A 16,422-nucleotide genomic window follows, 5' to 3' on the forward strand; every position below is an offset into this window, starting at 1 on the left:
CTTGTAGAGGAACCCCAGGTTCTTCTACAAGCTTTTTTTGTTGGTTTGTATTTTGAGGTCGTTTTTTTGAATTTTAATGTTAGTAATATGAAAAAAACTCTCCTTCACCTAGCTCACCCGGTCTAAGTGAAGGGCAATCTTCTTCATATTTTGACAGGCGGCAGTCAGTAACGCTTGTTCTCGCACTTTTTGTTTTCCACGCAAGCGACAATAACGCAGCCCATGCAGTTCTTTTGAATCTGCGAAGCTACGCTCAACCTTCTCTTTTCTCATGCGATAAATCCACTTTCCCTCATTGGAAAGTCGGTTCTGACGAACCTTTTCTTTTGCCCCTTCCCACACATGGCGTGTGATGGTTTTCTGGTGCTTCTGGTTCTCAGTGCACTGTGCCAGAAGAGGACAAGTCTTACATTTCGTGGGGTCCGACTTATAGTGACGATACCCTTCTCGGTCCGTCGTCGCGTACGCCAGTGCCTCACCCTGAGGACAAACATATCGATCGAGGTTTTCATCATATTTGTATTTCCATTTCGGAAGAAATCCTTTTTTACTTTGGTAGCGACGATGAGCGATAACGCCAAATACGTTTCGTTGTTCGAGTCCGTGACAAATAGGGGCTGTTAAGTATCCTGCATCTAGACCGACTGCTTCTACTTTAAAACCGAAGCGTTTTACCTGGCGGTCTAACCGTTGTAAATAAGGTTTGGAGTCGTGAATATTACCTGGAGTAATATGGACGTCGGTAATGATGTTGAATTTCATATCTGTGGTGCGATGATCTAAGTAAAAGAAACCTTCAGGTTTATGTTCTCGATATAAATAACCACTCTCAGGATCAGTATGACTGACTTTGATTTCCTTCGTCTTATTCACCTCCTTCTTTTCTTTTAGAGGCTTTTTTCCATGATCAGACCTGTCCTGTTCCACTGCTTCATTGAGTTCATCTATATAGTCGGCCGTTTCTACATGAACGTCTTTCCTGGAGAACTTTTTCTTATTCGCGCTCGCTTTTAGATGTGTGGAATCGGTGTAGAGAACTCGTCCTGACACCATTCGATGGTTCATAGCCTGGTGGACGACCTCATCAAAAACCTCTTGGAAAATATCCGTTTCATTAAAACGCATTCTGCGATTCCAGCTAATCGTAGAGTGATGGGGTACGGCGTCGGTTAAATTCAATCCGAGGAACCACCGGTACGCGACATTCGTTTGAATTTGACGCTCTAATTCGCGTTCAGAGCGAATGCCGTAAATATATCCAATAAACATCATCTTAAATAATACTAGGGGATCAAGGGATGGACGGCCGTTGTCTTCACAATAATAAGGACGGACTTTTTCAGGGATAAAGGAGAAATCTATGTAGTGGTCGATCTTACGTAATAAGTGGTTATCAGGGACAAGTTCATCAATCGTTACCATTTCTAATTCATTCTGCCGATCTTTCTTAGATTGAAACATTACATCACCGCCTAAAAAGAATCTATCTCTAGCTTAACAAAAGGGTGAAATAAAAAAAGGCAAAAAAAATAGGTTGTCGAGACTTTCTCGACAACCTGACGCTGTCCTACTGACAGCGTTTTTTTCTTCGCATCATATCCAAAAGTGAATTTAATAATTAAGACTGCCGTTATAATTATAATGTATCAAAATCAAAAGAGTTGAATTCATGATCTGTAATTGTGGAAGTATATATGACGTTATAAGAGTCGAAGATTTAAAACATCCTCTTTATAACCGACTTTGTGACGTTCAATGTCTCAACTGTGGTGATATTAGACATTCTCAGCCATATGATTTTGGTAAATGTATAAACGAAGTTAGAATAATTAATGAAGATTAAAACGGTAATACTGTAATACAATGTGTGTTCGGTATTACATTGTGTTACTGCTGTAATGTCTTTATTTATAGAGAGCAAAAGCTACCCATAAGGGAGTTTTTGCTCTTTTTTATTGTTCATTTGCTACGGGTTTAGTTGCATTTAAGTATTACAGAGCTTAGGTGAAAATGTATAAAAAGTAGTGTTAAGTACATAATTAGTAATACAAGGGAGTGTTGAATATTAATAATAAAAGTTTGAGACTGACTGACGAAACTTTTAATGCTCTTGATAGTATAGTGAATGAAAAGGGTTTAACAAAGGATGAAGCGATAAAGCATTTGTTAGAGTGTTACTACAGACATAACCTTGAAAATGATAAAGAGTTTGGAAGTAATGTTAGCGAGTTTAATCAAACAGTAGATCGCCTATCTACTCTTTTCTCGAATCTTATTGGTATAGCTAATACGAAGATTGAAAACTTGGTAGCAGAGCAAACTGAAGAAATAGATAAGCTTGAGAATGAAATTGGCGAAACTAAGAAAGAGTTAACAGAAGCGAAGAAAAATCTTTCTATTGCGGAAGAAGAATGTGAGAAAGGAAAAGCAGAAACTAAACAGGCAATCCTTGATAAGAGAAAAGCTGAAGAAAATTATAATTCAATAATAAAGAGCTATAATCAGCTTACCTCGAAAAAAGAGGAAGCAAATGAAAAAGTGAATGAACTTAAAGACACTTTGAAGAATTCAATACAAGAAAAAGAAATTCTTTCGACTAGAAAAGAGGATTTAAAAGCAGAAGTCGAGTCTCTAAAGAGTAAGTTGAAAGCTGCAGAAGAAAATAAAAAAAGAGAAATAAATCAGTTGAGTGTTGAAAAGGATCAAAAGATAAAAGTAGCAGTGTTCGAAAAGGAAAAAGAAATGTATGAAAAGCATCAGAAAGAAATGGAGGAGTTAAGAAGGCGATACTACAAGGAAGAGAAGAATTAAGGAGAGAATTGATACACTCAAAGTCTATCAAAAAAAATATTCAAATGAGTATAGTGATATCAGTTTCCTGGTATCACTTTTAATCTTTAGGAGGTAAGTATTATGTATAATGATGATTTTCACTATGTTAAAGGGTGCATTAACTATCCTAGGTACAAGAATGTTACTTTTAAAATCAGTGATGAATTCCTAAATACAATCTATAGTAATAATATTATAAATAAAAATTTGATCCTAGTGGTAAGTGAAGTTCATACATATGATTCTAAGAAACTTTCTGATGGACGTTCAAATGATTTATTTTCACCAAGTAAACCACCAATATTTGAAGTCCTAATCAATGATGATGAACTACAAGAAGAACTTGGGATAATAATAGCTAGGAACATCAGAGAGTATTTTACAAAAATCAATAAGAACCAAGCCACAATTTCAAGAGAGTTATCGATTAACCCTTCAAGTATTAGTAAAATTTTTACTGGTAGTCAACCAATTCCTATAGAAGATATTGCTTTTTTAATAGCAAAATATAATATTCCAGTTACCGAAGTATTTAAAAATACTAAAAAAGCAATAAATAATGGTACTCTCTGTATACCTGAACCACCAAAAACCATTAATTCTACATATTTGCGTAAAATTATTGAAAGCGACCATGATGTAAAGTCAATAAAAGCTATTTTCAAATCTATTAATAGATTAATTGAAAAGGTAGATGATTTAGCTGATGTAGATTCAATTCTGAATGAATGTATAAAAATCAGCGAACAAACTTCAGTAGGTGAACCAGCCTCAATTGGGGATGATTTGCGATTGATGGATTTGTCAGACTTTCTATCCTTGGTAAAAGAGAAAAGAGAACATTATACATTTGATGAATTAAAGGATTGTTTGAATAAGTTGAAATAAAATTTCTGATTTAGAAATTCTTAATTCATTCCTAGCGCTGTAGTAGCGCTTTTTTTTATACATTTCTCAGCTCCTGGTTAATTTTTCTATCAAGGAACTCTGATTATTAATGGGATGATCCGATTATAGTTCTTTGACAATAAAATTACAGGAGGTTGGTTACTATTATGGATAATTCAAATCTTACACCTACTCTTTCAATCACTATAAGTGAATCAACTGGTAAAATATCCCTCGAAATTCCTGAGAATAAAATTTCTCAGGAAAAAATTCCTGGAGAATGTATTAAAGATGGAACTTTATCACATACTCGTTTTGTAAGTGATATTTCCACCGTAAAGGAGATGATTAACTTAGTTGATCAATTGGGTGAATCAATAATTGATTTTGACATCCAACATGAAGGCGAAAAAGCTGCATGCCAAATAATGTTAAAAAACTTGAGGGGATTGGTGACTTGTAATGAGCTGCTTACATTTCTATACAGTCATTTTCATTTATCTTCTCATACCTTTCTATTGTTAATTACCTTAATAGAAAGGTACCTTAAACTGTTAAGTATTGAGGTAGGCAAGCCAATGAATGAATTGTGTTTAGAGGATTTGAACAACCCTCAGTTCTTTAGTGATTTTTATACCAGTAATAATAACAATACAGGTTGTGCGTATTTGAAGAAGTTCTATTCTAAAGTGCTTTTAAACGAAGTGCCATCTTCAAATATGCAGCCACAGAAACAGAAGGCAGAATTCAACCATCCAATGATACTAGATGTCGCTCGATATAAACGGATAAAAGGCAATAAAGCAACAACAATAGATACCAATACTATTTATCCGTCAAGGGTTTTTTTCGACTGGTTATGTACTACGATTAGATGCTTCGAAGATTATGATAAAAACGATCTTCCGTTATGGAAGATAAAGGAAGATCATTTTTGGGAATATAGGGCTTATCTTGTCAAAGAAGTAAAAAATGGGAATATTACAGAATTATCAGCTAAAAAGAGATTTCAGCGCCTCAAAGGAGTCTTTATCAAACTCCGAGAGCTTAGAAAGGTTAACGGTAATTTCTATTCAAAAATTCCCAACATCCAATCATCGGAATATATTTATCGAGATATTCCTACCGAAGCTCAATTGCGGTGCTTCTTTGATGTAATAGGTAAGTATTCAAATCACCCTAAGAGAGATCGACTTGTTTATGGGTTGATGGTATTAATGGGATTACGAAAATCAGAGGTTGCTTATCTTCGAAAAGCAAGTGTGAACTTCGAAAAGCAAACCTTAACATTTAAAAGAAAAGGTAGAGTAGTTAGGACACTTCCAATCCCTAGTATCTTAAAAAGACTATTGGAAGACTATACTTCTGAAGGAGAAGATTACCTTTTTTCAAATGAACCGAAAAGCTTAGTTAGCAAGATAGGAAAGAATTACAAAGTATATTCCTATCTTGCTAATTGGGAATATAAAGGAGGACCACATTTATTGCGTCATACTTTTATTACTATGTTATGTGAAAAATGTGATCCAAGAACATTACAATACTTGTCAGGTCATGAATCTTTGCATGCACTATCTAAATACATTCATGTAAATCCCTCCAACTTGTCAAAAAAAATAGAGTTAATGGAATACGTTGAAGGAGAGTAACCCTTATGGCACTCAAAAAAAATTCTTTACCAAAAAGAGATTCTTTGGATTCCAAAATATTGGAACTATTGAACAGTTATTCTATTGAAGAAATAAATGAAAGCTTGAATGGAGAAACATCAAGGTTGAAAGTAAGTGACAAATCAACTCCTTCTATTGAAGAAGTTTTTAATACGTACTTTACAGGCGGATGGTTTAAATCTCATGCAAAAACTACTCAAAGGACCTATAAAGTAGAAGGTGAGTTATTTCTGAAGTTCTGTGATACTAATTTTGCTGAAAGAAGAACAGCTAAAATTGAAAAGGCATTTAATCTAGTGACTTTGGTAAATTATCTTTCGCAATGTAAAACTGTGGCTACGAGAAATAAGAAAGCTGCATTTTTAAGGGCTGTAATTAGATGTGAATGTGAAGAATATCTAGATAACAAGATGTATCGCACTTTAATTGGACAAAATCAGAAAAAACACAGTCCTCTTCAAATTTCCCAGCCGGATTTTACACCTTCATTCTATTTTAAAAACGAATTAGAACAAATGTTTGCTCTCTCTAGGCAATCTCTTTCCGGAATGAGAAATTACGCAATTTTAAATGTCTTTATAGGAAGCGGCATACGTCTTGATGAGATCAATTTTACTGTTAATGATGTTAAACCTAGGGAAAATGTGATTATGGTAAGACCTAAAGGGAGAAAGGGGATAAAGGAAAAAAGGTATATGAATCAAAAGCAAATGAAAGTTTTGAGTGACTATATCCTTTTCAAATATGGTGGTAATGCGTTTGTCTCCGAAGAGCATAAGGATTACTTTGTATTTTCAAGTAATAAAAATCATGGAAAACCCTTAGATTCTAGCACTATCAGTAAAATGGTAAAGTCAATTGTAAATCAAGCTAGTAAAATTACGATAGATCGAAAAAAAATGTTAAGTGTTCATAGTTTCAGACACACATTTGCTGTATCCCTTCTTCATGGAGGGGTTGACGTTTATACAATTCAGAAGCTTTTAGGGCATTCTACAATTAGTGCAACAGAAAAGTATTTGCAATTGATGGAGAGCCAGTTAACGATAGCTGTAGAAAAGTTACCTGACTTTGAGGCTTATAGTGGAAAGGAAGGTTAAGTTTGTGGAGAATTTCATGATAAATTCACGATATTACAAATTTTGGGACAGCCATACTGATGTTGCGAAATCTACAAAAAAAAGTTACAGAGCTTCACTTCGAAAGTTTGATGCCTTTCTTACGAAATTGCACTTTGAGGCACCTTTAGATCTTGATTCTTTTTATATCTATAATGATGGTACTCATGCGCCAATTGATAAAGAATTTGTTGATTCTTTTATAGAGTATTTACATGATCAAAATCTCTCAAATAATGCTAAGTATTCTACTCTCTCTGCAATTAAAAGTATCTTTTGCTTTCTAGAAGATTACGAACTGATTAAAAACAACCCTTTTAGAAATTATCCTAACGGGTTTAAAGAATGGAAAATCCTTGATAGAGGTCTTTCTATTAAGGAGTGTAATGCATTGCTCAATTCAGCTAAATCTCTTGATTCCAATTCAGACAAATACTTGTGTTTGTTAACTCTTTTATTGTTCTGTGGTCTTAGGGCTAGAGAAGTTTGTGAATTGGAATACTCACAAATCTATTTTGATGTAAGTTCTATTTCAATTCACAATGGTCAAAAAACAAAAGCCATGGGAGTGCCAATGAATAAAGCCGTGGTGAAATTACTAAAGAGATATACTTCTAGTCATGAATGGAGTGAATGGAGTGCGCGAGGAGGTAAAACGATTTTCTATGAGAATAACAAACCTCTGACATACGTGAAACTCCTAAAGTGGATAGAGGATATTGTTGAGAATTCAAGTGTCGTCAGAAGAATTACTCCTCATATGTTTCGTCACACGTTTGCACAAATGCTACTAAAGAATGGTGAGGATTTAATTACCATAAAGCGAATGCTTCGTCATAAATCGGTTACAACTACGCTAATGTACCTTGGTCCATTGGTGGAATGGAATGAGGAAGTAGATCATAAAAAATGGAATAAATCAGGAAAAGCTTAAGTTCTAAAACGACCTCAAGCTTTTTTATGTTTACAAGCATTTGCACACGTTTTAGGGTTGAAGTTCCGAATAGTGAGGGCTATAGTAACTGTTAGCCAAATGCAAAGGTGTCCAAGAATTACATCGAATCCCAACTCCTAGATGGAACCTTTCAACCGTCACACGTCTGCCGTTTCTAAATCCAGAAACCAAACGGAATCAGGAGATTCCAACAGTCATGGATCTTTTATTCCAACAAGCTTTTAACCTCTATCTTCAACATTCAAACCTACGGATTCTGACCAGGGAAACGAACGTTACTTGGATTTAGTTTCACCTCAAACTGAAACACCATCAATGAAGACAGTGAGGTTGAATTGCCCTGACGGTACGAGAAATCATAGAAGTACGTTAGATTTTCATGAACCCCTTCTACTCGATTGTTTACAGGCAACTGCATATACTATTGTTCAAAGTCCTAAAAGGTGAAGATCATTGTAGGCGTAAGCATAAGGCAGGGAAATCAGGATGAGCGTGAAATCTGAAGGAAAATCTCTAAACAAAAAAATCTTATGATGGCTCAACACATATCATATTACTCCAAATAATAAAAGGAAATGGTAGTAAATAAGGAAGGCTTCCGGATATCGAGAAAAAGCCTCTGAACTTTCCAGAGAAGCTCTGAAGGTTACGCCATAAACGTCTGGTAACTGAATTTGGGAAAAAATGTGAGCCATCAGAAGTTAGCAAATTAAGCTTCTTATTAGTGGAATAAGAAATGGACTTATTATTTCTTTGAAATAATTGGAAATTTAAAGCTGGGGAGGATTGTGAAAGATTTAATTTCAAGATAATATGTAATAAAACACCTTTATTACTTAAAGTTACCTTCTAAAAGGTGGCATTTGAATGAGAAGTCTTATTAGGATGTTCTAGTATATGAAGTTTAAGCAAATAATAAATATTACAAGTTAGGATGATTATTATCACGAAAATAAACCCGTATTATATTAACTCAAATCAAAATTTCATCACCCCATCACATGGTGAAAAAATACCTTTAGATATTCCAGGGAGAGATTTGCTATATCTCTTGGAAGAGAATGATACAGATGAAAATACACAAGATGTTGAACTTGAATTTGAAGAAACATTAGTTAAAATTTCAAATCGTATAACTCCATTTCTCTTAAGCAGAAATATTAGTTTGTTTATTGGTTCGGGATGTTCTATCGATGCAATACCTTTGATGGGGAAGACTTTTGTAGATGCCAAAAATAAGTTGGATAATGTTTATTTACTTGAAGAATATGCTGATTCAGAAAACAAGAATATTGAAGCCTGCTTAAACTGGTTGAATGCTGGATTAGAATTTTTAAACGAAAAAGATAATGAGTATGAATCATATAGCAGGTTATATAAAGAGCTATTAATAGAATTAAAAAATTCTATAATTAACACAAAAGAAGATGGTGAGAAAGCTGCCATAAGAACATATGCTAAATTGTTTAACTTACTATTCAGTGTTAGAAATGACAGCAAACACCAGCCATTAAATCTGTTTACAACAAATTACGATTTGTTAATTGAAAGAACACTCGAGAGCATCAGTGCACATTACATAAATGGGTTCAGTGGCGTAGTGAATAGGTTGTTTGACCCTTCAGTTTTCAGATTAAGATATGTAGATGATGAAAATAGATATCGTGAAAAATGGGATCCTGTTTCACGTTTTGCTAGATTGTATAAATTACATGGATCGATAAACTGGTTTTTTGAGGAGGAGGGTGTACGTGAAAAAATAGCGGATGCAAATATAGATGTAGGTGAAGAGTCAGTTATATATCCTACTATTAATAAACATACCCAAAGTTTGCAGACCCCATATTCTGAATTATTTAGAGAATTTTCAATGCATCTTCAAAAACCAGATACTACAATGGTTATTATGGGATATGGTTTCCCGGATGATCATATTAACCAATTAATTCAACAAGCACTATCCAATGAAACATTCAACTTAATTATTTTTGGAGATATACAAGAGGAAGGGTTGAGTAAATTTTACAACCGAAACCAAAATAAAAACAACCTACATATCATCGGGGGAGATACATTGGATAACTCAAAATTACATTATCTCTCATATTTTGTGAATAATATTTTATATAAGAATAAGGAGAATTCCAATGTCTAGGCACTTTGCAAAGGTATTGGAGGTCACTGCTAAAAAGATTTCATGTGAAATCATTAAAAATCAACTACCTTTTAATTTTAATGGAGAAATTTACGATTTAAATAGTGTAGGAAGTCTTGTAAGCCTTTATGATAGCTTTAAACAAAATACTCTCATTTACCAAGTTGTAAAAGTCTATGAAAAAGAGCAAGTATATAATTCAAGTGATTTTTCAAAAATAAAAAACAGTATTGCATTTGATGCGATACCTTTAGCTGAGATGACAGAAGATAGAGTGGATTTCGGGGTAAGTATTTTCCCCATGGTAGGAGACCACGTTTATTTGTCTAGTCTTGAAGAAATGCAAAGAACATTTTCTGGTTCTCGTGAAGGGATAAATATAGGTTCAATAAAATCAATGGAGGTGTTAACTCCTACTATCGATGAGAACTTGTTTTTCTCTAGTCATGTTTCTATCTTTGGTAATACAAATTCTGGAAAGTCTACAACAGTTCAGAAAATAATTGAGGAAACTCTAAAAAAAAATGAGGATTTTAATGCCATTGTTTTTGATGTACATGACGAGTATGAAATTGAAAGCACTTCTATTGTACCCATAGAAGACATTTCAATAGATCCATCGTACGTTGCCATTGAAGATTGGATAAATCTAATTAACCCTTCTTCGTTGGTTCAACTACCTATTTTAATAAATGGTATTAAGTATGCTCAGCACTTGGAAGATAATTTCCTAGAGGATCTATCAGCATTTATTAGTTATTCAGCGTTTAATTCAAATATTGAAACTGCATCTACAAAGTTAGTATTTGTTAAAAAATACGCTAAAACAATTAAAAATGATAAAGTGAAAGAAGCATTAAAGAGTTTTGATTTGAAATACGGGAAGTTTGATAAGTCCGATCTTCTTATGAAAGGTCTAGAAGAGAGGTTCACTGAACTAACAGACTTGGAAATAACTCATGGTGAAGAGTATATAATTAGCAAATATCTAGATGAAAATAATCCTGCAATAAAAATTGAGAATCTAAAAGAGGGAATAAATATAGCTTTAACAATTGAGGAGTCACGTGGCAACTTACAAGTTCGTTCACATTGTCAGACTATGATGACCAGAATTGACTTGCTTCTCTCTCACTTTAAAACATTTTTTGATAGTGATACTAGGAAGCGAGAGAATTTTGAGAATATATTCAAAAACAAGAATACAAAGATCCTCAAAGTGAATCATCTCTCAGATGACACGTTGCGTTTTATTACACACTTAATATTACGCATAGCTTTTAAAAAGCAAAAAACCAATAAAAAACATGAAAAAATCAACTTTATTTTTGATGAAGCTCATAAATACATTAAAAAAGCAAGTGTAGGTGAAAGCATAGTCAACGATATATTTGAAACAATAGCTCGTGAAGGGAGAAAATTTGGTATTTATTTATGTGTCTGTAGTCAACAGCCTCATGAGATATCTTCTACAGTAGTTTCACAATCTGGTAATTTTATATTGCATAGAATGAAAAATAATTTAGATTTAGAGTATATTCGTAAAAGTAATCCATATATAACAGAATTACAAATCTCAAGGCTATCCTCTTTACCTACAGGAACAGCACTAATTTTAGGAGACTCCATACCGGTTCCACTAGAGTTGAAGATTAAGCCGTAAGATCACATATTATTGCAAAAATGTTTTTGAATGCTATTTTTACTAGAAGATGGGTCAGAGGCATGAGCCGCTGACTTTTTTTGGCATTATATTCCGCTTTTTGCTCGTTCTCTTAAATGTTGCTTGACTCTTGATCTAAGATGAGTAACTTCAGTCTCGTTTTGCCATCCTTTTATCATATGCATTAGCCTATTGATATCAGTTCTTTCCATTGGAAGTTCGGTTGGATCAACCAATATCACTTGGCAATTGGAGTCTTCTAATATGATTTTGGATAGAATGGCTTCTTCAGCCATGTTCCTAACAAAACGGTTTTTTTTGCCAGGAAATGATTGCATCAGTCTCGTCATTTTTAACAATATTAATTAATTTTGGAGCGCTGATCTACTGTCGATAGGAGTATTATAGGCGGAAATTCCCTCTCTTAAAACCGCCTTCTTCTTTAGCCTATATATTGTTTGTTTACACTTCTTTTTATAATTTGTATTTACGGAAGGGGTTCCATAGCAATTGAGTTTCCTGCTCTACTTTAATGTAAGACGCTATATGGTATAATTTATTGAGGGAAATTATAGGTATTCCAATACAATCGCGTTGTAGTATATCTTACCTATGAAAATAATTAAAATATATAAAGTGAAAAGCAAAAAAAATAATTGATGCTTTTTCCAGATATATATAGGGAAATAGCTTTTTATTTTGATGCAATATCAAAAAACGCTGTTAACATTAAGTGGTAAGTTGATATATTCATGGTGAAAAATGGTTAATTTTTTACCGAGTAAAATATTGGCAAAAGGAGAAAAAAATGGGAAATCAACTCTTTTTAACAAAAGACGCAACATATTCTTTTAACATTATGTCATTGGATGAGACATTAACATGGTTTGAAAAAGTTACCTCTCATTTTACTAATAAAATTATATTAATAAAGAATTCTCAAATGGCAAATGGAGAAGCTATTGAAGAATTAATAACTATGGAAACTATCAATGAATATAAAGGGTTAGCACTTTCTTTAAAATATCCCTACCTTTCTTACAAAACTATGTGTAGTAATACCAATATGACTAAAAAAATCGTTGAACAAGGATTGTTGTTCCAATCTTGGAAAGCTTTTGGCTCTTGTTTGGAATGTACAATACGGTTGTTTTTAAACTTTTATTATCGATTTTACTATGAAACCAACTGGTGTGAGACAGAAGAACTAAAAATTAATAATATTAAAGAGATACTTATAAAAAATATAGAACAAACAATTAAAGAAAGTGATAAGTATATAGGTGAAAATAAATTAACGAATGAAATTAAGAACAGTTTATTAAATAAAATCAAAGAGTTGTTAGAACAAAATTCTGGTCTATTTACTTTATCTCATTTAATTGATTTTTATATTGATAAAAACGTCTTGGAAAATACATTGTGTGGAAAAGAAAGCTTACAGAAAATAAAAGAATTCCGTATAGAAATCCTTTCTTTTAAAAAAAGTGTATTATCCTCATGGGAGGATCTCAATAAATATTTGAAATTATTAATTAAACTGATTATTGATATGTTACACCGATTACCAGAGGTCCCTTATGATGAATCAATGCTAAATTCATTTACTCTTGATATAGGTGAGATTGCTATGAAAGAGAAAGTTTGGTTTGAAAATCTTTAGATATGAATTCGGTCTATAGCGAAATTGACCCATAATTTTTTTTACTGAGTAGTAATAAAAATAATTACCGAGTAATGGTTATATAATTACTCTCTTAATAAAAACCGTAGTGTTATAACACTACGGTTTTTTATATTTTTTTGTTCTAAGGTTGTTTAATAACAAAAAAAATTTGTGGAAAAATAAATTTGTCCTTATTAAAATTGTCCCCTTTAATTTCTTTTTATCTTTTTTCCGTTTAATTTCATAAATTCAATATTAATAATCTGATATAATCAAATACGAGAAGTAAATATTGGAAATAAGGAGGGTAGGGTGTAAAAGATTTACACCGTACATATGACACTAACGGAAGAAGAAATTAAAAGTGAGATAAAACGAAATTTAAGTGAATTAATAAGAGAGTATAAAATGCACAAACTTACGAACGATCACGAAAATATAACTGAAGAAACGATTAGAGGATATTTAAATAAAATGTTAGAATTTTTTGGATGGAATGTTCTAAATACAAACGAAGTTATACAGGAAAAAAGATTATCTGGTAAATACAAGGAAAAATTATCAGAAATTGAATCCACTCATTCAAAGCCTGACTATCAATTATTGAAAGGTAGAGCTATACAAGCATTTGTGGATGCAAAAGATTTGAAAGTTGATATTACAAACGATTCAAGTGTAGCTTATCAAATTCGCTCTTATGGTTGGTCAGCGCAAGTACCATGTTCGTTTGTCTCCAACTTTGAACAATTTGGTATTTTTAATACTAAATTTGAACCAGACCCAACCTTTGGAGCAAATTACGGTGCCGGGACATTATTTTTAGAAATTGATGAATATATCGAAAAATTTGACGTTCTATATGATCATTTGTATCGGGGAAATGTATATGAAGGTAAACTTTTGGAGTTATTCGATGCTTTAGAGGAACAGGGTGAAGATACCTTAGATGCTAGGTTCATGAGAATAATATCAAATTTTAGATTAGTTTTAGCAGAAAACTTGTTGGGAAATAACCCGGAATTGGATATTGAAGGTTATTCGGATTTAAACTTTTTTGTTCAAGTTATAATGAACAGAATAATGTTTTTAAGAGTATGCGAGTCGAGGGGCATTGAAAAAGATGGATTATTAAAAGAATTCCAAGAGAATGGTTTTTGGAACGATTTTAAAAATTATTGCTATAACAATTCTTTTGATCACTACGATGGAGCTTTATTCGATAGAGATACCACCTTTTACAATTTAAAATTAGATGATGTTGCTTTCGAAAAATTCATAAAAAATATATATTATCCATCTCCTTTCAGATTCGATGTTATACCTGTGACCCTAATCGCTGAAATATATGAATATTTTCTTGCTAAGAAAATCGAAAAAGTTGATGGAAAGGTTGTAGAAAGTTTGAAGGGGATTTATCAAAAAACTCAAGGAGGTATAAGTACACCCAAACACATAGTAGAATTTATTAGTGAAAAAACAATTACTCCAGAAAATTGCAAATCTGTAAATGACATATTAAAACTGAAAATTTTGGAGCCAGCATGTGGTAGTGGTGTGTTTTTAGTTGCTGCTTATGAAATTATTGAAAAAAGGTTAAAAGAGCTATACACAAGTGGATTAGTAGAACCAGAATATAAAGAATGGTTTATAGAAGTTGAAGACAATGTTTATTTAACTGTAAATGCTAAAAAGTCAATTATGAACAGTTGCTTGTATGGAATAGATATTGATGAAACTGCAATTGAGGTAACAAAATTGTCACTTGCCTTAAAAGTAATTGATAATAATCACCCAGTCGTTTTAAATGAGGTTGGTATCTTTGATCAAAGGATTCTTCAAGGAATCCACCAAAACTTAAAAAACGGTAACACATTAGTGGAGACAGACTTTTTGAATTGTGAAGATGTACCAGATAGTGAAATATACAGCGCCAATCCTTTTGACTTAAAATTAGAATTTGCAGAAGTAATGGAGTTAGGTGGATTTACTCATATTATTGGTAACCCTCCTTATGTTGAGCCTAAACATTATACTAAGCTTTATCCTAATATTTACGAGTATATCAAGAATAAACATCAAGCAGCGACTGGTAAAGGAGATATTTCTATTTACTTTATTAAGCGTTGCATTGAGTTGTTAGGAGAAGGTGGAAAGCTAGGGTTTATTACTCAGAAGCGCTTTTTTAAGACAGAATACGGGAAAACTATTCGTGATATTCTTTCTAACAATAGCTATCTAGAGGAAATTTATGATTTTAAAAGTACAAACTTGTTTAAGGGAAGAATTACATATGTAGCTTTTCTGTTGATATCCAAAACTCAAAATAGTGAAGTGAGTTACTTTAATATATTACCTACTCGACCTGAAAGTGTAAGGAATGTTATAGAAAATAGGGAATTCACTAATGAAGAAACAGTAAGAAGGATTGAAATTCCTAGTAACCAACTAATAAACAAAACGTGGTCCTTTGATATATTTGCAGCTTCTAGAACGATTGAGCGACTGAAGGGATTGGGTATTTCTTCTTTTGGTTCATATGATTGGATAAAATTCAAAACTGGTGTCCAAGTTCTATGGAATACAATATATCGTATTGAAAATTGTACTGTGGAAAATAATATTGTCACGGGAGTAAATAAATTTGGGGAAGAAGTTTCTATTGAACTAGAAGTAGCTAAGAAATTAATTGTTAACGAGCGTTTTTACTGTTTTAAGGGAGCGGAAACCGCAACCTATATCTTATTCCCTTATAGAGGATTAGACAATAATGAATTAATACCATTGAGCCAAATGGAGAGTGATTTTCCTCTAGCATACCATTATCTCTTACAAAATGAGGAACGAATTAAGGAAAAAGTAAATTTCAATGCTAAAGAAGAAGAATGGCATGGTTTTACGCGAGTTCAAGGGCACAGCTTATACAATCAACCCAAAATCTTGTTGCCCATGACTGCTAAAGAAACTACTGCTTCTTACGTTACAAGGCAAGGAGTTTTTGCAGATAATGCAAATATGTATCAAATTGTTGTTGAAGAACACTCTGAAGAATTTTCAAAGGTACTAACTACTATCATTAACTCCTCAGTTTTTTCTTTTTTTGCTAAAATTGAGGCGAACCCTCAACAGAATGAAAATTACAAATTTACCAGACAATTTTTATCTCCAGTTCTGTTTCCTTATAGTAATTTGATGAGAAATGAGGCACTTTTTATGGAATTGTTAAGGTTGTATAATATAATCATTGAACGCCAAGAAGCCTTCCTAACTTCTAGGGGGAGTCAAAAAATGATAATTACTCATTTATTAAACAGAGCTTGGAATAGAGTAGATGAAATTACAAAATTACTCTATTGCTTAAATGATGAAGAAATTAGATTGATTGATCAATATAGACGAAATGATAGAGTTAATATAATATATTAGAAGAAAGCCTTAGCTTTCTTCTTTTTAGTTTTGTATTGAGGATGTGTTTCTA

Annotated in this window: 11 protein-coding genes; 9 read left to right on the forward strand and 2 right to left on the reverse strand. The window is 32.7% G+C overall.

Features of this window, described 5'->3' with window-relative positions:
* Positions 1-108: 108 nt before the first annotated feature.
* Entirely contained in the window at positions 109-1,461 is a 1,353-nt protein-coding gene (locus SJY16_RS09260) for an IS1182 family transposase (protein ID WP_377887949.1), read from the reverse strand.
* Positions 1,462-2,058: 597 nt separating this feature from the next.
* Here SJY16_RS09260 and SJY16_RS09265 point away from each other — a divergent pair.
* From SJY16_RS09265 to SJY16_RS09295, 7 genes are all read left to right on the forward strand, one after another.
* Complete coding sequence (locus SJY16_RS09265; protein WP_377888872.1) at positions 2,059-2,811, forward strand: coiled-coil domain-containing protein; 753 nt, start codon at positions 2,059-2,061, stop codon at positions 2,809-2,811.
* Positions 2,812-2,913: 102 nt separating this feature from the next.
* Complete coding sequence (locus SJY16_RS09270; RefSeq protein WP_377888873.1) at positions 2,914-3,720, forward strand: helix-turn-helix domain-containing protein; 807 nt, start codon at positions 2,914-2,916, stop codon at positions 3,718-3,720.
* Positions 3,721-3,887: 167 nt separating this feature from the next.
* On the forward strand, positions 3,888-5,369 hold the full coding sequence (locus SJY16_RS09275; protein WP_377888874.1) for a tyrosine-type recombinase/integrase: 1,482 nt from the start codon (positions 3,888-3,890) through the stop codon (positions 5,367-5,369).
* Between the two features lie 5 nt (positions 5,370-5,374).
* Positions 5,375-6,490 (forward strand): tyrosine-type recombinase/integrase, encoded by a 1,116-nt coding sequence (locus SJY16_RS09280; RefSeq protein WP_377888875.1) that lies wholly within the window; start codon positions 5,375-5,377, stop codon positions 6,488-6,490.
* A gap of 4 nt (positions 6,491-6,494) precedes the next feature.
* Complete coding sequence (locus SJY16_RS09285; protein ID WP_377888876.1) at positions 6,495-7,442, forward strand: tyrosine-type recombinase/integrase; 948 nt, start codon at positions 6,495-6,497, stop codon at positions 7,440-7,442.
* 955 nt (positions 7,443-8,397) lie between these two features.
* Entirely contained in the window at positions 8,398-9,618 is a 1,221-nt protein-coding gene (locus SJY16_RS09290; RefSeq protein WP_377888877.1) for an SIR2 family protein, read from the forward strand.
* The gene (locus SJY16_RS09295; protein ID WP_377888878.1) at positions 9,611-11,281 is read left to right on the forward strand and encodes an ATP-binding protein; all 1,671 of its coding nucleotides are present in this window, start codon (positions 9,611-9,613) and stop codon (positions 11,279-11,281) included. The genes SJY16_RS09290 and SJY16_RS09295 overlap by 8 nt, the downstream gene beginning before the upstream one ends.
* 86 nt (positions 11,282-11,367) lie before the next feature.
* Here SJY16_RS09295 and SJY16_RS09300 read toward each other — a convergent pair whose 3' ends face one another.
* Entirely contained in the window at positions 11,368-11,631 is a 264-nt protein-coding gene (locus tag SJY16_RS09300) for a recombinase family protein (protein ID WP_377888879.1), read from the reverse strand.
* Positions 11,632-12,089: 458 nt separating this feature from the next.
* Between SJY16_RS09300 and SJY16_RS09305 the strand changes: the two genes are divergently transcribed.
* Both SJY16_RS09305 and SJY16_RS09310 read left to right on the forward strand, forming a co-directional pair.
* Positions 12,090-12,944 carry a hypothetical protein gene (locus SJY16_RS09305; RefSeq protein ID WP_377888880.1) on the forward strand — a complete coding sequence of 285 codons (855 nt, stop codon included), beginning with the start codon at positions 12,090-12,092 and terminating at the stop codon, positions 12,942-12,944.
* A 339-nt stretch (positions 12,945-13,283) separates the two neighbouring features.
* Positions 13,284-16,370: an Eco57I restriction-modification methylase domain-containing protein gene (locus SJY16_RS09310; protein ID WP_377888881.1), complete on the forward strand. Its 3,087-nt coding sequence runs from the start codon at positions 13,284-13,286 to the stop codon at positions 16,368-16,370.
* Positions 16,371-16,422 lie beyond the last annotated feature (52 nt).

The organism is Alkalihalobacillus sp. R86527 (assembly GCF_042466185.1).
GTDB lineage: Bacteria > Bacillota > Bacilli > Bacillales > Guptibacillaceae > Guptibacillus.

Excerpts from the sequence above, each read along its gene's own strand:
- SJY16_RS09260 (WP_377887949.1), bottom strand. The coding sequence starts at position 1,461 with ATGTTTCAATCTAAGAAAGATCGGCAGAATGAATTAGAAATGGTAACG.
- SJY16_RS09270 (WP_377888873.1), top strand. The coding sequence starts at position 2,914 with ATGTATAATGATGATTTTCACTATGTTAAAGGGTGCATTAACTATCCT.
- SJY16_RS09275 (WP_377888874.1), top strand. The coding sequence starts at position 3,888 with ATGGATAATTCAAATCTTACACCTACTCTTTCAATCACTATAAGTGAA.
- SJY16_RS09280 (WP_377888875.1), top strand. The coding sequence starts at position 5,375 with ATGGCACTCAAAAAAAATTCTTTACCAAAAAGAGATTCTTTGGATTCC.
- SJY16_RS09290 (WP_377888877.1), top strand. The coding sequence starts at position 8,398 with ATGATTATTATCACGAAAATAAACCCGTATTATATTAACTCAAATCAA.
- SJY16_RS09295 (WP_377888878.1), top strand. The coding sequence starts at position 9,611 with ATGTCTAGGCACTTTGCAAAGGTATTGGAGGTCACTGCTAAAAAGATT.
- SJY16_RS09300 (WP_377888879.1), bottom strand. The coding sequence starts at position 11,631 with ATGACGAGACTGATGCAATCATTTCCTGGCAAAAAAAACCGTTTTGTT.
- SJY16_RS09305 (WP_377888880.1), top strand. The coding sequence starts at position 12,090 with ATGGGAAATCAACTCTTTTTAACAAAAGACGCAACATATTCTTTTAAC.
- SJY16_RS09310 (WP_377888881.1), top strand. The coding sequence starts at position 13,284 with ATGACACTAACGGAAGAAGAAATTAAAAGTGAGATAAAACGAAATTTA.